We start from the raw sequence: 18,732 nt of genomic DNA, 5'->3' as shown, positions 1-18,732 counted from the left end.
CCCGCTCGCACCCAGTCCCCGCCGCCCGTCCGGCCCGCGCCACCGTCGCTCATCCCGAGGCGACCAGCAGGAGGGTCGCCGCGGCGAGGATGGCCGCCATCAGCAGGATCAGATCGCGCCGCGCGGCGGCCCGAACCCACCGCCTCACGCGGCGGCGACCGCCACGGGCTCCCGTGCTCCAGCGCGCCGTCTGCCGCGCCATCTTCTTGCTGCCCATCCCGGGCCTCCGGATTTGGTTGGGTGTCGCGCCCCCCGATGCCGACGCCCTGCGCGCAGCCGCGCCGCGGTCGGCCGAGGGAGGCGGTCTCCCGTCGCCCCCATGTCGCGGCGCGCCCGCCGTCCGCCGCCTCCCAGGGCTCGCGCCGCGCCGTCGAAGGCAAGCGCGTCCGGGAAGAGCATGATGCGGGAGGTGATCCGGGCGGCGTGGCTGGCCGCGAAGGCCGGTTGCGCGCGTGGGCCGGCTCCGCCGCGGCGGCGCCGGCCCGGGACGGCGCGCAGGGCGCAGGGGCAAGAGGGGACGGCCTGCCGCCCCGATCCGCCCCGGGCCGGCGTGCCGCGGGCAGGGCGCGGCCCGCTTCGGGCGCGGCACGCGCGGCGGGCCTCACCGGCGTCCCTCGGTCGCCTCGGCCGCCCCGGGCGCGCGTGGCCCGACGGACGGCGCCACCGAGACGGCGACGCGCACGACTTCGAGCAGGCGGCGGCCGTTCAGGACGAACAGGACGGCGGCGAGCCCCAGATAGACCCAGGCGAGGGCGGTCAGCGTCGCGACGGTGCGCGCCTCGTCCTCCCGGTACCAGAACGCCAGTCCGACCTGGATGCCGAAGAGGCCGGCCAGGGCGAGGGCGGACCAGAGCCCCAGGCGCAGGCGCAGGAGCAGCGCCAGGGCGAACAGCGACTGCGCCGCGGTCAGGAAGAACTCCTCGGCCTGGCGCGCGTCGAGCGGCAAGGCCGTCAACGAACCCGCGCCGACGCTCATCGCCAGGGGCAGCATGCCGACGAGCAGCGTCCACTGGTTGATCTTGTCGCTCACCAAGGCGGCGAGGCCGCTGGCGGCGCGCCCCGCGACCACGAACAGGATCGCGACGGTGACGGCCGGGGCCTCGCTCGCCAGCGGCGCCAGCCACTGGATCAGCAGGAACTCGTTGAGGCCCAGCAGCCGGCCCGAGCCGACCATCGCCTCCGCGAAGGGCTCGGCCGAGACCAGGATGATCCCGCAGGCGACCACCGTCAGCGCAGCCATGGACGCCCACTGGGCGGCGGGCGTCAGCGCGTTGAGGGCGGCGGCCGGGCCGGGCTCCTCGCCCTCGTCCTCCTCGGCCTCGGACCCGCCGCGCACGCGCCAGACATAGGCCGCGAAGATCGCGACGAGCACGGCGAAGTCGAGCAGCGTGATCGTGTCCTTCAGCACGATCAGGAAGGCGTAGAGGCTGGCGACGAGCAGGACGACGATCTCGACCGCGTTGCTCCGCGTCAGCGCGATGGCGCGCCCGCCCCCCTTCAGCCAGTGCAGCGCGACCAGCAACGGCCACGCCAGCCCGACCAGGAGGCGGTTGGCGCCGGTCATGTTGGCCGCGGCGTAGTGGACGTACTGGGAGTCCGGGCCCGCCTTGCCGGCCTGGTAGGCGTAGTAGAGATCGACCGCGTATTCGGGCAGCACGGTCACCAGGGCCACGACGGCGACGATCAGGCCCAAGGAGACGTGGCGTTCGGCCGCCTCCGCGCCCCACGAGAGCAGGAACCCGGCCGACAGGATCGCGGCGCCGAACGCCACCATCTCGCCGATGGGACCGACCTGCAGGCCGGTCAGGCGGATCCCCACACCCGGCAGGGCTGCCAGCACCGCGAGTGCGACCAGCATCAGGAACCGTCTCATCCCTCATCCCCCGTCACACCATCCTCCCCTTCGGCCTTGCGGCGCCGACCGTCACCCGAGTTGCCGTCCCGGAGAGTCCCGGATTTCCGCCCAAAAACGGGCGGCCCGGCGCGGGACACCTCCGTTCCGCACGGCCGACCGCCGCGGCGCGGAGATCTCGGCCCTTGTCCGTCATGCGTGCGCCGTTCGGCCGGCGAGTCAGCGGCACCAAGCCGTCCACGCCCGGAAGCCGGGGCTCGGGAGGCAGAGCTGCCGTCAAGGACCGGCTCTCGGCGTGAACACCCTCGCGCCCGCCATCCAGCGCTCAACGGTGTCCTTGTCGTCGCTGATCTGGGACAGGGCCGACACGAGGCTCACGTCGTCGTGTTGAAGACCGAGTTCTCTCGTGATCGCGTTGATGCCCGCCCGATGGGCGCATCCGACAAGTTGGAGGACGCCATAGGACTTCATGTAGACGTCGGCTTTTCCGGAAACCGCCGATTTCAAGGCGTCTTCGCACAGCACGGCATCGGAGGACAGCAACGTACGACATGCGAACGGTCGCACCGCGTAGACCGAGCAGGTTTTCTCCTCGCTCAACAGCGGGCACGGCAGGCCCGCGCGCGACCGGCCGACGACGCGGAGGGGAGCCGGTCGATGCGCGGGTGCGCCCGACGGCCGGCCTTCGGGGCCGTGCGCCGCGTCTCTCCTGCGCGCGATCAGGATCGCTTCCGGGATGGACACGTCGACATCCTGGTGGCAGCACCAGGCGCATCCCGTCCTGCAGGCGACCGGCAAGCGTCCGCCCGGAGCGTCCGCGACCAGGCCGTCGACCGCAGCGTCGCCATGCCTGAAGACGACGCCTTCCAGATAGTTCAGAAGGGCTTCGATCTTCGCCGCGGTGCTGCCTTCCGCGGACCGGCACCTCGTCAGGCCGCCGTCCCTGACGTCGCGAGCGATATTCGTCGCAGCTCCATAGATCAGTGGATCCAAATTCGTCGGCATCCCCATCGGAAGCGGGACTTGGATGGGGTGTCCCTGCCGGGATGGAACCTGTTCGGATGCTCGCCGCCGGCTTGATTGGCGGCCAAACGCTCGTCGCTCCATTGCGAACCTCGATACGTACCCATGATTTGGCTGAGCGGTTCGGGTTGTCGTCTGCATGCCGCAGAGACCGACGTATCGAGGTCGTGGTGGTTTACTCGGCTTATCCAGGTCAGCCGAAGGCAAAGCCGCCGCATCCGGCGGAACGCCAAGATGGCGGGCAAGCAGATGCCGTCCGGGACATTCGAGCGCCGGGCTGAGACCCGAGCCGCAGTCGCAGGTGCCACCGCACAGGCCCGGTCCAGGCAAGGAGTCCTGGGAACAGCCCGGAGGCTCGCGGCTTCCGTCGCGCAGCACGCCGGGCAGGTCCGCGAGAGCGATGGTAGCCTGCCTCTCGGCCGGTCCGCCCGTGGCCGCGGTCGCGAGACCGACCAGCCCCAGGATCAGCGCAAGCGCGATCATGCACGCGCCCAGGCGGAGCGGGCGGATCGCGGTCGGCACGGAGATGCGTCCGGTTTTGCGCATGGCTCTCAGGGATCGGGCCGCCGGTCACGCGAAGTGGTTTCGGGCATCCGCCCGGCCGTCGCCGGCTGACCGGACGGTGCGGCCCAGGCCGGAACGGTCCCGGGCGGCCTGTCCATGCCCCTCGTCCTGCAGCGAAGGGACTTCGCGGCCGCGGGAGACGCGGGCGTCGGGTCCGCAAGAGCCGCTGCGATCATGAGGCGCTCCCTCTGCCCGGCACCGGGGGCCAGGCCGGAGGGCCGCCTTCATGCACCCTGTAGCCACTACAGGGTCAAGGCCATATCGCGGGTCCCTTCGCCGACCGTCGGCGGTCTTGCCAGCGCCGCGGGGAGGCGCAGTTGGCCCGGCCGAGGCGTCATGCGGCCGACCGCAACCGGGACCCAGCGCGGGCCATCGTTCGTCGCCTCCGGGCCGGGGGAGGTGCACGCTCGTCCCGGATTGCCGGGGCTGCGTGCTCGTGCGATGCTCCGCGGGAGGCGGGGGGAGGTCAGCGAACCTGTGGCGATCGCGCGTTTCCTGGTGCTGTCCGTTTTCGCGTTGGCCATTGCCGTCGCGCCGGCGGCGCAATGCACGACGCCGAGACACGCCTCCCTCGCTGACCTGACGGTGGCGGAGCCCCCGGCCTATCCTCACGACGGTGGATGGAGCGTTGGCATCGTGCCGGCGCCCGACGATGGCGACGTCGTCGGCGCGGGGGCCGAGGCGATCTCCGCGGCCGCCGAGGCGGCCGGTGACATTCCGGACGACGTGGCGCCGAAGCCTTCCCACCGGCACCAGCCCCAGCAGAAGCGCGCCGCCTCCTGCCCGGCGACCTGTTCGCCCTTGGCATGCCAGGCCGCCGTGCCCGCGCCGCCGGCCTCCGGTGCCATATCGGGGCTTCGGCCGGCCGAGCGGCTCCGGGCGCTGCAGGAGGATGCCGTCGCCGACCCGCACCTCCTGCGCATCGAGCGGCCGCCGAGACGCACCGCCTGACGCGGGCGGCGCCCGGACGCGGCCGCCCCGAAACCGCGTCGCCGAGCCGGTCATCCTGAGCTGATCCCGGCCGACGGCCGGCCGTGCCCTGGTCGACGCCTCCGCGTCGCCGGTGCAACTCGGGCGCGCCGTCCCTCCCATGCCCGCCAGCCCCGCTCCGCGGCAGGCCCGCCCCCGTCCGGGACCTCCCTGATGTCGACGGCGGCGGGACCGGTCATCGGCCGCCGCGGGCAGGGGCGCCGTCGGCAAGCTCTGTGGGGCGATGCCAACCGCCGTGCCTCCGGATTGGGAGCCCGGACGCCCGCGCCGGCCCGTTACCGCCTCGTCCGCGAGGCGGCGTCATTGTCGGAGAGCGAGGATCCAGCCGATGCCGCGGTACTTCTTTGATTTCAGCGACGCCAACGGAAAGGTCTTCGACCGGGACGGCCTCGACCTCGCCGACCGAGAGGCCGTGCGGGAGGAGGTCAGCGCCACCCTTTCCGAGCTCGCCAGGGACCTGCCGCCCGGCGAGGACCGGACCACGCTGATCGCGCGGGTGCGCGACGAGGCCGGGGGCGTCCTGCTGATCGCAACGCTGTCGCTCGTCGTGGAGTGGGTCACCTAGGCCGATGCGAGCCGCCGAGGGACCGTGCCGTCAGCCCTTGCCCCGTCTCGCTCCGGCCGCGGGAAACGGATGCGCGACGGCGGCTCGGTTCGCGCTCACGTGCCGGGAGGTCAAGGCGGCACCGCGCCCGCTGCCGCGCGGGGCCTGCCGCGCGCCCCCGGGCCGGGGTTGGCGCAGCTCCGGGCGCGAGCGCGGCGCCGCATCGCTTCGCCCGGCTGCCGGAGGCCCCGGTCCCGCGGCGCGTGCGCGGCGGCCCTGGCCGCCCGGCCCGAGCCTGCGGACGGGAATCCCCCGGTCGTCACCGGCCGGGCCGGGCCGGCGGAGCCCCCGGCGAGGCCCGGACGCGAAACGGGGACGTGACGCGGGCACGCACGCATCGGCGCGGGCAAGCCTGACGGCCCCCACGGGATGGGATCGATCCCGGCATCGGAGCGCCCCGTGGTGACGCCAGCCTTCATCCACGCCCTGGCCCACCGGATCACGGGGCTCGACTACCCGCACGGCCACTGGTGGATCGACCTCCTGGCCGTGCTCGTCTTCGTGGTCGCGCCGGCCTGGACAGGATGGCTGATCGTCCGGTTCGGCCTGCGGTGGGCGGGGCTGCGGCGGCGCCGGCGGGCCCGGCCGAGGCCGATGCCGCCGACCGCGGTCGGCGCGTCCGAGGGCGAGCGGGGGTGGCGCCTGGAGCGCTTCATCGTCCGGGCGACGCTGCGCTTCCAGCTGCGCCTCGTGCTGCTCTCGCTGCTGACCCTTCCGGCGGCGTGGCTTCTCCTGGAGATCCCCAAGCACATCATCAACCGCGCCATCACCGACGCGGACGGGGACGGCCATCCGGAGATGACCGTCCTGGGCCTCACCCTCTCGCAGGTGGAACTCCTGTTCGCCCTGTGCGCCAGCTACCTTGCCGTGCTGACGCTGGGCGGGCTCGCCAAGTACGCGGTCAACCGGGCGCGCGGGCGCGTCAACGAGCGCCTCGTGCGCCGGCTACGCCTCGCCATCGTCCGGCGGGCGCGCGGGGAAGGCTCGCCCGAGCGCCGGGCCGCGCTCGCGGCCGTCGCCGTCCAGGAGGTCGAGCCCATCGGCTACTTCGGGGCCAGCCTCGTGGCCGTGCCGCTCGTGCAGGGCGGCACGCTGGTGACCAGCGTCGCCTTCCTGCTCCTCCAGAACGCCGCCCTCGCGCTGGCCGCGCTGATGATGCTGCCGGTGCAGCTCAGCGTCCTGCCCCGCCTCCAGCGGCGCCTGAACGGCAGGGTGCGCGCGCGGGTCCACGCGACCCGGGCGCTCGGCGGCCTCCTGACCACGGAGGAGGCCGCCCGCGCGCCCGCGGCCGCGCCCGGCCCCGCACGCGGGTCGGCCCTGCTGCGGCAGATGCGGTTGGCGGAGGAGCTTGAGCGGGTGCGGGTCGAGATCAACGACCTCAAGGGCCGGCTGAAGGGGCTCTACAACTACACCTCCAACCTCACGCCGTTCTTCTTCTTCGCGATCGGCGGCTACCTCGTCGTCCAGGGCCGCCTCTCGCTCGGCGCCCTGGTCGCGGCGCTGGCGGCCTACAAGGAGATCGCGCCGGCCCTGCGCGAGCTGTTCGACTTCGCCCAGAACTGGTCCGACGCGAGCGCGCGGTTCGAGGAGGTCACCAAGGCGGTGAGCCGTCCCCGATCGGACCAGGGGCCGCGTCTCACTGACGCGCCGGGGCGGTCGATCCGGACCGCCTGAGCGCTCGCCCGCGCCCCGTCGCCGGCGCGGCGGGCTCGCCGGGAACGCGACGGGCAACGGATCGGCGTCCGGCGAAGACCGGGCTCGCGGCTCCCCGCGCGGCCCGCTCGCCGAGCCGTCGGAAGCGTGGCGGTGGTGCGGCCCGCATCCCCGCACGTCGGGGCGCGTAGACTGCTTTCGGTTAACCAAGGCCAGAGATTGCGGTGGGGTGAACTGCTTTCAGGCAAGACCGAATCTAGCCAGTCTATTTTACCATTGGTATAATTCAGCCTTCCTCAGAGAAGGAAGCTCCAGCGGCCCGCAACCGGAAAGGATGCCGCCATGGTCTATGGGTTCTTCGCGGACGATGCGTCCGGATACCACGCGGCGTTGCTGGCCGCCGCCGCCCTCGCGCGCGTCGAGCGCCCGGCCACCGTCCTGGCCTACCCCGGGCACGCGCCCGGCCCGGCCGCGCCGGCCGGCCGGCGCCCGCCCGCCCTGGTCGCCCACGGCGCGGCGGCGCAGCTCCAGGGCCTGCTCGACCGCGCGGCGGCAGCCCTGGCGGGCGGGTCCGAGGTCTTCCTCGTGCTGCCGCTCGCCGCGCTGGACGAGGACCGGGTCCGCGCCCGCCTCGGCGTGGCGGTCGTGACGGGCATGAGCCCGCTCCACGCCGCCCGGGCCCTGCGGGCCGTCGCGCACGCGGCCGCCCCGGCCGGCCGGCGCCCGCCGCCCCCCTGGCTGCTGCCCTGGTCCGCCGCGCTCTCCGGATGCCGGCGCCTCGAAGGCAGGCTGCGGACGCTCCCGGTCCGCCTCGCCCCGCCCGGTCGCGCGGACCTCGCCGCCCTCGCGGCCGGCACGCCGGCCGCCAGCCTGCTGCGGTCGGGCACCCTGCTCATGGCCGTCCTGGAGGCCGCGGCGGCCGACCCGGACGCGCAGCGGCTCGACGCCGCGGCCCTCGGGGAGGCGCTCAGCCCCGCCGGCTCCCCCGCGGACCAGGCCACCGCCGAGCGCCTCAGGGACCTCGCCGAGAGCTTCGCGCGCCTCGGCGGCGACGGCTCCCGAGCGGCGCGGGCGCCCCGCCGCGCGCCGCCGCCGAGGCGCCGCAGGCCCGGACCCCGCGTTCCCGGCCGACGCCCCGCCGCCTGCCAGCCCTGCGCGGCGATGCCGGGGGCTCGGTGAGCCGGCAACCCCTCCGACCTGCGCCACCCCATCGATCCTGCTGCGACGGAGACGACGATGACGACATTGGCGAACACCCGCGGCGCCCCCTCCAGGGCAACGCCCGGGCGCGCGGCGAATCCCAGGCCCCGCCGGCCCGGGCCGGCGCGCTCGCCCGGGCCGGGCCGGGGCCGCCCGGACCGCGCCCGGGGCCGCGCCGGGCGGCTCGCCGGCCGTCTCGCCCGCGACCCGGGCGCGGCCGTCGACCCGGCCTCGCCGCGGGACCGCGGGCGGACCGGGCCGGACGACCGCGGCTTCGCCGATGGCGCGGCGCTCGCCGCGCCGGAGGCGTGGACCCTGCTCGACGGCGCCTTCGACGACGCCAACGAGGACCTCGCCACCTTCGTCCGGCTCGCCCGCGAGACCGCGTCGCTGCCGGGCTCCTGGGCGTCCTGGGACACCGGCGAGGCGACCTGAGGCGCGCGCCGGTGCAGGGGATGCGGCACGGCCCGGGCGGCGCCGATTGTGGCTTGCTCCGTGGCCCGCACAATGGGGCGTGCGCCCGATTCCCGGGCGCCGTCCGCGGCCCGGATCGAAGCGCCCTGGATCCATCGCGCCGGCCTGGCGCGGTCCCGCGGCCTATCGCCCGGCCGGACGCTCGCGTTCCTGGGCATCCTCCGGCCATGCACCCCGCTCCCGTCGTCCCGGCCTCCCGCGCCGGAAGCAGCCCCACGCAAACGGACGCGGGAGAGCTCGCGACGGCGTGGCGAACCATCGCGACGCTCTCGCACCCGGCCACCCGGCACACGGTCGACGCGACGATGGAGAACCTGCACGCGGCGTTCGTGGCCGGCGGCATCCGGGCGACCCGGATCGCGGCCCTGAGGCGGGCGATCCGGAAGGATCTCCGGCAGGTCTGGGACGACGGGATCGTCCTCCCCCTGGCGCGGTCGCGCGCGGCGGCCGACCGCGCGCTCCTGCGCGCGCTCCCCGGGGCCTTCGCGCCGGCGGATCACGCGCAGGTGCGGGATGCCCTGCTCAGGGCCGCCCGCTGGATCCCCGAGGATGGCGCCTCCGCCCGCGCGCATGTCGAGCGCGCCCTCCGCTTCCTCGATTGCCTGCCGGCGGTCCTCCGGGCCTCCGACGAGCTGGAGGCGCTCGCGTTCACGGTCGCGCCGGAGGCGCGGCAGGCCGCGGCGCTGATGGCGGATGCCGGCGAGGCAAGCCGGGCGGCGCAGGCCGCCTCGGCCGGCCGGCGGCTGCGGGCGGCCCTGGCCAAGGGGCTGCCGCCGCTGGTCGAGGCCGTCGCGGATGCGCTCTACCGAGAGGCGCTGGGCGCGAGTGCCGGGCAGCGCTTCCGCCACGCCGCCGCGGTCCTCCGGGCGCTGCCGGCCCCCGGCGCCCGGAGGAGCGACCGCGACGGCCCGGCTTGGCGGCGGCGCCTCGCCGACGCGCTCGCGCGGGACATCGTCGACGCGGAGCTCGGCCCCGCCCTGGGTCGCCTGCTGCGCCGGCATCGGGGACTGGCGGTGGGTCCGGCGTCCTACGCCGCGGGCGAGGGACTCGACGGGGCGGTGGCGATCACCGTGACGCGCACCGCTGTCCGCCTCGTCCTGTCGGCCCGCTTCGACCTCCGGGCCGGCGGGATCGAGCTGTCCGTCGCGGCGGTCCTGCCGGGCGGCGGCGCGGCGCGGGTCTCCGACGCGGCGGCCGACACCCTGCTGGACGCCTCGGTCCCGGCCGAGCTCGACACCGCCGCGCACCGGGTCATGCGCCGGCTGACCCGGGGGGACGACCTGCCGGACCTGCCGCTGGGCCTGTCGGGGGAGGGGGACCTGGTCGTAGGCGGCCTGGCCGGGCGGGCGCCGCGCCCAGGCTTCCTGGAGCGGCTCGTCGCGATCGCGGACGCGGAGGGGGCCGGGCTGCGGATCGCTCCCGCCGACGACGCGCAGCTGACGGCGGCGCTGGCCGCGCTTGGCTTCGCCTGGGCGGAGGGCAGGGGGCAGCCCTTCATGTCGCGCGAGCCGGTCGGTCCGGCCGCGGCCTACCGGGCGGGGTGACGCCGAGTCACCCGGCCAACGGCCGGAGCGCGCCGGCACGCCCGGCCCGGGCTCGCCGCCCGCGGGCGCGCCCGGCCAGGTCTGCGCGGCCGGTCCGGACGGGAAGCCACCCGGCCGGAAGCAGGGTCGGTCAGGCAGGACCCCGTTAACCAGGCGCCTTGCGGCCGGGTCTCACCCGGTTGCCACGGGGTCCGCGACCGGGTAGGATTTCAAAATCGGCCTGGGCGCGACCGCCCGCGGGCCTTGTGGGGGATGGTCGTGCTCACCGAACTGCAACAGGCGCGGGAGAGGCTGCGCGAGCAGGCCCGGCAGGCCGAGGCGGAGATGCACGAAGCCGTGCGGTCGGCGATGCTGGCCGGTGCCGCGAAGCTTCGCGAGATCGCCACCGAACTGGCCGGCATCGACCACCTGATCGGCACGTTGGAGCGCTCCGGCCTCGCGCCGGCCGTGGCCCTCCCGCGGGCGGCCGCGGATGCGGATCGGCCGGGGGCGGAGCCCCTGCAACTGCCCGCGGTCACCGGCCCGGTCGCGAAGGTGATCGTCACGGCGTTGGCGAAGGCGGGCCCCCGGGGGATGTCCGGCGCCGAGGTGAACGAGGTCGTCCGGAAAGCCGGCTACCAGCTCGACGCCTCGGAGAAGTCCAAGACCAAGCTTAAGCGCGATGGGAAAATAATCCACGACCGGAAGGCGAAGATGTGGTACGCGCTCGGCCAGTTCCGGGCGCAGCCGTCTCAGGGCGAAACCGAGTAAAGTCCCGTCCCGGGACTTCGAGGGAGAGTAACAATGCCCGGCCAGATCAGACCGGTTCGCGTCCGCCGTGGGCGGTCGCGCGACCCTCCGCGACCGGCTCCGGTCGCGCCCCATGAGTCATGACAAAGGCGCACGGCCCGAGGGCCGCACGCCTTGAGATCACCTGCGTCTAACCACCAAGCCACCGCAGGTGTATCGCTCGACCGCGCCGGGAAGGGGAGTGGAATCCCCGGCCCAAGCGACGTCCGAGCCTTTTCGACCGCGACCGTGAAACTACCGCACCGACCGGATGAGGCACACGCCGAGGCCCGACACGTATGCCAGCTCCCGCGCGTGAAAGCAAGGGCCTGCGCGTGTCGCCTCCTTGGGGTGTCCCGGCCGCCTGATGCCGCCGAGCCGGGGCCGTCCGACGGACGCCCTCGACCGGGCCACCGACCTCGCGACCCCAGGAGAACGCCCTTGACCGATCAGTACGGCGGCGAGCCGCCCGCCGGCGACCGCTTCGTCGATCCCGCCTTCGACGCGTGGGACGACGACCTCGGCCTCCTTCTCGGCCACCCCACCGGCAAGTTCACGCCCGAGGCCTGGGACGACCAGGCGCCCGAGGACTAGCCCGCACGACCGGCCCCGGCCCGAGTGCCGGGGCCGCCTCGCCCAGCTTCCATCAACGCCCGCCACGGGCTTTCAGAGGACCGCCGCGGTCATGACGCAGCTCGAACTTTTTCCCGTCCAGAGCGACTCCCTCGCCCCGGCGGATCCGCCGGCCCTCTCGGAGCTGACGGAGGCGCAGCGCGCCCGCGCCGGACGGCGCCTGGCCTATGTGCAGGCCCTGGAAGGCCTGCCGGCCGGCGCGTGCGGCGCCGATGCCGTGCCGGCCGCCTTCGCGGCGGTCGGCCGTGAGGTGGACGACGTCAAGTGGCCGTCGCTGCGGCAGGTCAGGCGGTGGCAGCGGCTGCTCCGCACGAGCGGCGGGCAGGTGGCCGCGCTCGCCGACCGGCGGCGGTCCGTGCCGGCCCGGCCCCGCTGGGCCGCCTGGATCGGGTCCGTGGCCGACGAGGCCGCCGCCCAGGCCCGCCTGCGGCCGGCGCCCTCGCTCTCCCTGTTGACGCAGGCGGCGCTGCAGCGGTGCCGGGAAGAGGCCCTGGCCCGCGGGTGCGCGCCCGACCAGGTGCCGGCGCCCGGCACCCTTCGCCGGATGATCCGCGCCCGCATGCGGCCGCCGGCGCGCGGATCCGCGGCGCCCGCCCGGCAGGTCTTCCGGTTCCTGCACATGTCGAGCGGGCACCCCTTGGGCGAGGTGGTCGTCGGCGAGGAGACCCTCGACATCGCGCTGCCGGAACTCGACACGGATCGCGTCCACCTGCTGACCGCGCGGGACGCCTACAGCGGCGTGACGGTCGCGGCGAGGCTCTCCACGACGGAGCCCGACGGCGACGCCGTCCTCGGGCTCTTCGGTGCCCGGCCGGCCGCAGCCACGCCGGAGCCGCTCGGCGTCGCCCGCCTCTGCCTCGGTCTCCCGGACGCCCTCCTGCTCGACCACGCCCCCCGGTTCCGCAGCGAATCGGTCCTGCGGTCCGCGGCGGCGCTCGGGATCGAGCTGCGCTTCGGCCCGGCGGCCTCCGCGGGCGGGGCCGCGCCGGCGGCGGGCCTGGGGCAATGGCTCGCCGCGACCGGGGCCGCGGTGGCGACGGCCGACGGCCTGATGGCCGCGGTGCAGGATTGGCTCAGCCAGCACGACCTCGGCCGCTCGCGCCGGGACGGGCGGACCCCGCTGGACCGCTGGCAGGAGGGGGTGACGCGGTATCCAATCCGCCTGGGGGCGGCGGCCGCGCCCGCGCGGATGCCCGGCGCCGGGGCAGGGGCCTGATGTCCCGGACCCTGCGAAGCCGGCATGTCGGCAAGCCGAATCCGTCCCGCCGGATCGTCACCGGACGGCGGGACTGCATCACGGGCGAGATCCCCTCCGGCAAGCCGGGCATGGGCCACCGCATGGTGGCCTACGAGGGCCTCCTCGCGCGGGATTTCATCCTCCTCCTGGAGCAGGACGACGCCGTCCTGCGCTACCAGGAGGAGCCCGTCCCGTTCCGGTGGCACGACGGCGTCCGGTGGCACACCTACACGCCGGACTTCGCCGTCGAGATCGACGACGGGCGGCGCCTCTGCGTCGAGGTCAAGCCGCTGAAGCGGGTGATCAGGCTCGGCTGGGACGAGATCCGGCCCCGCTTGGCGGCGGGCGCCATCGCGGCCGGCTACTACGGCTTCGAGCTCTGGACCGAGGTCGAGATCGACGCGCTCCGGGTCGCGAACGCGGCGCTCGTCGCGAGCGAGCGAAGCTTCGTCGTCGACGAGGCGGAGCAGCACACCATCCGCGTCGTCCTGGACCGCTTCGGCGGCGAGGCCCGCGTCCGGGAGCTCCGAGCGGCCTCGGGCCTCGGGACCCGCGCCTTCCGGGCCGTCGTCGCCCTGGTCGCGCGCGGGGAAGCCGAGCTCACCGAACCCGGCCGACCGTTCGACGACCACGCCCTTGTCCGCCGTTCCCCGAGCCGGAGGTAGCCCCATGACAGGAGATCGGTCTCAGATCCGCACGCACCGCGGCGCGGTCGCGCTCGTCGACGGGATCCCCCACGCCATCGCGCGCGCCGCGGCCGGCGTCCTCTTGCGCCGGCTCGGGCCCGATCCCGTCACGCTTTTCCTGAGCGAGGCCGCGATGCTGGACCTTTGCCGCAGCGGGCGGCTGCGCGTGTCCGAGCCCGGGAGGGGGCGGCGTTGAACATGGGCGCTTGCCAGATCCGCCTGCAGGAGGGCGCCCTCGTCATCGTCGAGGGCGTCTACCACAAGGTGCTCTCGCGCGACGCGAGCGGCGTCACCCTGCGCACGCTCGGGGCGAGGCCGGTCTCGGTCACGAAGAGCCATGCCGAGCTGGCCGACCTCTACTTCGGCGAGCCGAGGCGCCTTCAACTGGTGGAGGACACGACCGCGGGCCTGCCCCAAGGCGTCCAGGACAACCTCCTCCGCACCATCGACACGTTCGATGTCCGCCAGCAGGACGCGGCGCTGATGCGCCTCGACTACATGCAGGCCTGCGACCGGTGCTTCGCCGAGCGGACCCACAAGAAGGTCCTGAAGGGCTACGCCGAGATCGCGAAGCTCGTCGCGGCGGAGCGTCGGCAACGGGTCATCGAGAACGAGGGCTCCCATCCCGACGACGTGCCGCTCGAACGGGTGAGCGGGTCCTCGCTGAAGGGTTGGTACGGGCGCTGGCGCAAGGGGGGCAGGGCCCTCGCGGCGCTGATCCCGTTGCACGACCAGAAGGGGCGGGCGGGTTTCCGCCTCGACCCGGAAGTCGAGGTGATCCTCGCCGAGCGGGTGCGCGAGGACTGGCTCATCCGGAACGGCCCCCCCCTCAGCCACGTCATCCTGTTCATCCAGGGCCGGGTCGAGCGCGAGAACAAGACGCGCGCCGTGCCCCTCGATGTGCCCGACGCCATGACCATCCGGCGCTGGGTGAAGGCGAACGTCAGTCGGTTCGACGAGATCTATCACCGCCAGGGCCCCGCGGAGGCGGAGCAGGCCTTCCGGCACGTCAAGAAGGCTCCTCAGGCGACGCGGCCGCTCGAAATCGTCGAGATCGACCACACGCCGCTCGACGTGCTGGTTCTGGAAGGCGACGGCACCCCGGCGCGGAACCGGCGTCGGAAGGACAAGCGCACCAAGCGCGTCTGGCTCACGGTCGCCATCTGTGCGGCCACCCGGATGATCGTCGGGTTCCATCTCAGCGAAGAGCGCCCCTCCTGGACCTCGGTGATGCATTGCCTGCGCATGGCGGTGCTGCCGAAGGACCTGACCCGCGTCCGCGTCGAGACGTCCTGGCCCGTGTTCGGCGTGCCGGAGGTGGTCAAGCTCGACAACGGACGGGAATTCCACTCCCGCTCGATGAAGGCGGCCGCCGGGCAGCTGCGGTTCGAGCTTCGCTACATGCCCCGGCGCAAGCCCCACCTGAAGGGCAAGGTCGAGCGGGCCCTCGGCACGATCGCGCGCGACTTCTGCGCCTACCTGCCGGGCCGGACCTTCCGGGACGTGCGCGAGCGGGGCGACTACGACAGCGTCGGGCAAGCCGCCCTGACCCTCGCCCAGCTCATCGAATTCTTCACGATCTGGGTCGTCGACATCTATCACAACCGCAAGCATGGCGGGCTGCTGGGACGCACGCCCCTGCAGCGCTGGCAGGACCTGATCGGCTACGGCACGCGCCTGCCGCCGTCGGCCGACGACCTCGACCCGCTCATCGCGCTCGTGGTCCCGAGGACCATCCAGCGGCACGGGATCACCTTCCTCGGGCTCACCTTCCAGTCGGACGAGCTGAAGGGCGTCCGCCGCAGGAAAGGCTTCCACTTCGGCGAGGAGTTCCTCGTCAAGGTCGATGCGTCCGATCTCGGCCACCTCCTCGTCCTGGTGGACGAGGAGGCCGGGTGGATCAGGGTTCCCTGCGACGACGCCTTGGCGGACGGCACCTCCCTTGCCGAGTGGCGCGACGTGGTCCGGACGGCGCGTCGCATGACGCTGGAGGGCCAGCGCGTCGCACGCGCGACCCTCGTCCGCGCGATGGAGCTGCTTCGCGCCGAATGCCGCAAGGCCGGCGTCAAGCCGCAGCGGTTGGCCAGCACCGACGTCGACTGGTTCCGCGAGCACGCGGACGACCCGATGTTCGAGGTGGCCTGGGACGTCGCTGACGAGAACGCCCACGAGGCCGAGCGGCTGCGGACCCGGCGCCCGAGGAAGGCCGCGCCGTCGGCCGCGGCCGACGGCCAGGCGGCGCCTGCGCCCCGCATCGGGCAGGGGGGCCGCAAGACCGGCGGGCGCCCGGTCCGCGCGGCGCAGGACGACTCGGTCGCCGCCGAGCCGGCACGATCACCGCCCGTCACCGCGGCGGCGACCGTGCCGGCGGCGACCATGCCGGCGGCGGCGGCCGACGACATCGGGTTCGATGCAGACGATCCCGATAACTGGACTGCCGAGTGAGGACCATCGCATGCTGCAAGCCCACGAAGCGGACATCTTCCGCCCCGACGTCACGGTCCTCGCCCCGCAGGAGGCCGTTCCCGCGCGCCGGGAGCGGTTCGCCACCCGTCTGAGCCCCCAGGATCTGGAGCGGCGCGCCTGGAAGAGACGCGTGAACACGATCCACGTGAACACGGACGTCGTCGTCAAGGCGGTCGCGCGCTTCGACCAGATGCTGGCCGACCTCGCCGACGACGTCGAGGGCCAGTGCCTTGTCGTTCCGGCTCCTTCCGGGGCCGGGAAGTCGCATCTGCTCGCCCGGCTGCAGATGCGCCCGTCCCTGGTGCCGTTCCGTGACGAGGTCGGCCCCGTGCGCCCGCTGGTGTTCATCAAGGCGCCCAGCCCCTGCACCCTGAAGACGCTGGGGCTCGCGCTGTACGTCGCCCTGACCGATCTGGAACTCAGCGCCACCCTGAAGGAGCACGACATCTGGCGCAGGGTCCGCCACCAGATGCACGCCCAACTCGTGTCGGTCGTCATGGTCGATGAATTCCACCACGCCCTCCGCGGGCGCACCGGCGACGAGCGGCGGGCCTTGGTCGAGACGCTGAAGAACCTCGTCCTCCCGGACCCGAACGACCCCCTGCGGCCGCCGGGGGCGGAGATGCGCCCCATCTCGCTCGTGCTCTCCGGCATGCCGTGGCTGAGGCGGGTGCTCAAGGAGGACTTCCAGTTGCTCCGACGCTGCATCTTCATGCCCATCAGGCCACTCGGCCACTCGGCGGCCTGTGTGAAGAAGGCGACGAAGTTCCTGGAGCTGATCGAGCCGCGGCTCGGCTTCCCGGCCCCCTCCGGCCTGTCCGAGCACGACATGGTCCAGCGCATGCTCAAGGCATCGGCGGGATACACCGGCCGGATGATGCACCTCGTCAAGAAGGCGGCCTTCCGCGCCATCCGAAGCGGCGCGCCGAGCATCAGCCAACTCGACCACCTAGCATTCGTCTTCGACGAGATCTTCGAGCTCGGCCCTCACCGGAACCCGTTCAGGGTGCCCGACATCTCGACCTGCCCGAAGCTGAAGGAGATCGAGTTCGACAAGCTCACCCGACTGATGGGAACCGCGCAAGCGGACATCGACCCGGACGACGCGTAGGAGGACGTCGGTGCGACTGACCATCATCCCGCCCGTCGTCGAGGGCGAATCCGCAGCGGCGCACCTGCTGCGCGCCTTCGACGTCAATGGCGAGCCGTGGAGCCGGGAACGCCTGAGGAGCGCCGGCCATGCCTTGAGCGACATCCTGCAGGGGCGCGCCGCCAAGCCCCTCGCGGACCGGCTCGGCCGTGACGGTGAGCCCTTCCTGCGATGGACCCCGGCGGAGGTCACCAAGCGGAGGGTCGTGATCGCCGGCGAGGAGATCCACCGGGACGACTGGACGACGAACGCGCGTCGCTGGTGCCCGCGCTGCTGGGACGACGACCTCCGCCGGCCGCGGTCCGGACGTCACGCCCATTGGAACGTTCACCGGCGCTTCTGGTGGGACGTGGCTGCCGTCCGCACCTGCCCGGTGCATCACGTCCTGCTGGCCGCGGCTTGCCCGACCTGCGGCGTGGACGTCACCTGGGAAGCCGGCTCGCTGACCCGGTGCAGGAACGGCCACCCCCTGCTGGCCTGCGAGGGCGTCGAGGTCGCGCCCGGCACGACCCTGGCGGACGCCTACGTGGTCGGCCGCCTCGGCGGCATGCCGAGGACGGAGGTCCCCATTCTCGACGGGCTGACGCTCGCAGAGGCTTGCGACGCCATGGAGCGGCTGGGCGTCGCCCGGCACGGGGGCGCCGACGGGGCCTTGTCGAAGTTTCCGGCGGAACGCCATCCCGAGGTGCTTTCGGCCGGCCTCGCCATCGCGCGGGACTGGCCGCGCGCCTTCGAGGCCCTGCTCGACGGGATGGCCGGAGCCGACCATGTCGGCCTCGGGGCCTGGGGCGCCGAACAGGTCTATGGCTACCTGTACCTGTGGGCGAAGCGACTGCCGGCGGGAGGGAGCGGTGACGCGGTGCGGGCGATCCTCTTCGCGCATCACGCGGCACGGGGTCCGGTCCACAAGACCTCGGTGGTGATCCGGCATGCCGATGTCCCCCTGGTCAGCCTCGCCGAGATCGCGGCCCAGTGCGGGCGCCGGCCGGAGTTCGTCGCCGGCTACGTCAAGGCCCTGGGTGCGTGGCCGGAACGGACCAAGCGGGGCACGCCCATCGGCATCACCCGCGAGACCGCCGCCGAGATCCGCGCGCTCCTCGACCGTGCGGTCCGCGCGGACGACCTGCCCGCCGCGCTCGGGCTGGCCAAGCGACAGGCCAGGATGCTGGTGGCCGCCCGCATCGTCCCGCCAGCCGAGATCCATCGTCGCGCCGGCATCAAGGCCGAGGTATTCGACCGGGGTGCCATCGACGCCGTGCTGGCCCGACTCCGCGGCCCAGCGCCGACCGTCGAGGCCGCTCCCGCCGGCCTCCTGCCGCTCGCGCGCGCCAGCCAGCACGGCAAGGTCGACGGCGTGCGCGGCACCTGCGCCATGATCTTGGCCGGACAGCTCCGGGTCAGGGCGGTCCTGCGGGACGCGCCCGGCCTCGCGGGGTTCCTCCTCGACCCGGAGGACATCAGGGCCGCGCGCCGGTCCCGCGGGGGCGGCGGCCTCACCCTCGCAGAGGTCGGCCGGCGCATCACGGTGCCGTCCGACGTCGTCGGCCTGATCGTCCGGCAAGGCCTGCTGACCGGGACCGCGACCGCATGCGGGGAGATCCTCGTCCCGGAGGATGCGTTGGCGGCCTTCGAGAGCGAGTACGCAACCACGGGGGCCCTCGCCAGGGACATCGGATCCGGCATTCGGTGGGTGCGGGAAGCCCTCGACCGGGCCGGCATCAAGCCGGTTTTCGCGACCGCCGGCCGTAAGGTCACGACGGTGTGGTCCCGGGAGGATGTACCGCGGGACCTCCGGCGCCGCATTCCCAGGACGCATGCGCGCCCGCTCTAACGGAGGTTGCGCCTCGGCGGCGGGATACGTGAGCGGACCGTGCGGGGCTGCCCCATC

Annotated in this window: 16 protein-coding genes; 13 read left to right on the top strand and 3 right to left on the bottom strand. The window is 74.0% G+C overall.

Annotation, left to right across the window (positions count from 1 at the left end; genetic code table 11):
• Positions 1 to 49: 49 nt before the first annotated feature.
• From MFF21_RS07005 to MFF21_RS06995, 3 genes are all read right to left on the bottom strand, one after another.
• Positions 50 to 217 (bottom strand): hypothetical protein, encoded by a 168-nt coding sequence (locus MFF21_RS07005; RefSeq protein WP_012752988.1) that lies wholly within the window; start codon positions 215 to 217, stop codon positions 50 to 52.
• Between the two features lie 384 nt (positions 218 to 601).
• Complete coding sequence (locus tag MFF21_RS07000; protein ID WP_012752990.1) at positions 602 to 1,873, bottom strand: calcium:cation antiporter family protein; 1,272 nt, start codon at positions 1,871 to 1,873, stop codon at positions 602 to 604.
• A gap of 255 nt (positions 1,874 to 2,128) precedes the next feature.
• On the bottom strand, positions 2,129 to 2,845 hold the full coding sequence (locus MFF21_RS06995; RefSeq protein ID WP_158022374.1) for a YkgJ family cysteine cluster protein: 717 nt from the start codon (positions 2,843 to 2,845) through the stop codon (positions 2,129 to 2,131).
• Between the two features lie 1,071 nt (positions 2,846 to 3,916).
• On the opposite strand from MFF21_RS06995, the gene MFF21_RS06990 reads away from it, so the two are divergent.
• The 13 genes from MFF21_RS06990 (at position 3,917) to MFF21_RS06930 (ending at position 18,675) form a co-directional block, all read left to right on the top strand.
• On the top strand, positions 3,917 to 4,390 hold the full coding sequence (locus MFF21_RS06990; RefSeq protein ID WP_012752991.1) for a hypothetical protein: 474 nt from the start codon (positions 3,917 to 3,919) through the stop codon (positions 4,388 to 4,390).
• Between the two features lie 367 nt (positions 4,391 to 4,757).
• Positions 4,758 to 4,994 carry a DUF6894 family protein gene (locus MFF21_RS06985; protein ID WP_009862913.1) on the top strand — a complete coding sequence of 79 codons (237 nt, stop codon included), beginning with the start codon at positions 4,758 to 4,760 and terminating at the stop codon, positions 4,992 to 4,994.
• 441 nt (positions 4,995 to 5,435) lie between these two features.
• On the top strand, positions 5,436 to 6,707 hold the full coding sequence (locus tag MFF21_RS06980; RefSeq protein ID WP_238310505.1) for a multidrug ABC transporter ATPase: 1,272 nt from the start codon (positions 5,436 to 5,438) through the stop codon (positions 6,705 to 6,707).
• Between the two features lie 321 nt (positions 6,708 to 7,028).
• Complete coding sequence (locus MFF21_RS06975; RefSeq protein ID WP_153874034.1) at positions 7,029 to 7,865, top strand: hypothetical protein; 837 nt, start codon at positions 7,029 to 7,031, stop codon at positions 7,863 to 7,865.
• A gap of 57 nt (positions 7,866 to 7,922) precedes the next feature.
• Positions 7,923 to 8,321 carry a hypothetical protein gene (locus MFF21_RS06970; RefSeq protein WP_153874033.1) on the top strand — a complete coding sequence of 133 codons (399 nt, stop codon included), beginning with the start codon at positions 7,923 to 7,925 and terminating at the stop codon, positions 8,319 to 8,321.
• Between the two features lie 206 nt (positions 8,322 to 8,527).
• Positions 8,528 to 9,904: a hypothetical protein gene (locus MFF21_RS06965; protein WP_153874032.1), complete on the top strand. Its 1,377-nt coding sequence runs from the start codon at positions 8,528 to 8,530 to the stop codon at positions 9,902 to 9,904.
• Positions 9,905 to 10,162: 258 nt separating this feature from the next.
• Positions 10,163 to 10,654, top strand: a complete 492-nt coding sequence (locus MFF21_RS06960) for a hypothetical protein (protein ID WP_158022375.1) — start codon at positions 10,163 to 10,165, stop codon at positions 10,652 to 10,654.
• A gap of 459 nt (positions 10,655 to 11,113) precedes the next feature.
• Entirely contained in the window at positions 11,114 to 11,266 is a 153-nt protein-coding gene (locus tag MFF21_RS06955; RefSeq protein ID WP_009863639.1) for a hypothetical protein, read from the top strand.
• Between the two features lie 91 nt (positions 11,267 to 11,357).
• A complete protein-coding gene (locus MFF21_RS06950; RefSeq protein ID WP_066927218.1) occupies positions 11,358 to 12,521 on the top strand; it encodes a hypothetical protein in 1,164 nt (387 codons plus the stop codon).
• Positions 12,521 to 13,207, top strand: a complete 687-nt coding sequence (locus tag MFF21_RS06945; RefSeq protein WP_238310504.1) for a TnsA endonuclease N-terminal domain-containing protein — start codon at positions 12,521 to 12,523, stop codon at positions 13,205 to 13,207. Before MFF21_RS06950 ends, MFF21_RS06945 begins: the two co-directional genes overlap by 1 nt.
• 219 nt (positions 13,208 to 13,426) lie before the next feature.
• Positions 13,427 to 15,673: a TnsB C-terminal domain-containing protein gene (locus MFF21_RS06940; protein WP_082222805.1), complete on the top strand. Its 2,247-nt coding sequence runs from the start codon at positions 13,427 to 13,429 to the stop codon at positions 15,671 to 15,673.
• Positions 15,674 to 15,683: 10 nt separating this feature from the next.
• On the top strand, positions 15,684 to 16,805 hold the full coding sequence (locus MFF21_RS06935; protein ID WP_066923658.1) for an ATP-binding protein: 1,122 nt from the start codon (positions 15,684 to 15,686) through the stop codon (positions 16,803 to 16,805).
• A 10-nt stretch (positions 16,806 to 16,815) separates the two neighbouring features.
• Positions 16,816 to 18,675 (top strand): TniQ family protein, encoded by a 1,860-nt coding sequence (locus MFF21_RS06930; protein ID WP_066923656.1) that lies wholly within the window; start codon positions 16,816 to 16,818, stop codon positions 18,673 to 18,675.
• Positions 18,676 to 18,732 lie beyond the last annotated feature (57 nt).

The organism is Methylobacterium organophilum (assembly GCF_022179465.1).
In the GTDB taxonomy this organism is placed as follows: domain Bacteria; phylum Pseudomonadota; class Alphaproteobacteria; order Rhizobiales; family Beijerinckiaceae; genus Methylobacterium; species Methylobacterium organophilum.
This window is presented reverse-complemented; position numbering and strand designations above follow the sequence as displayed.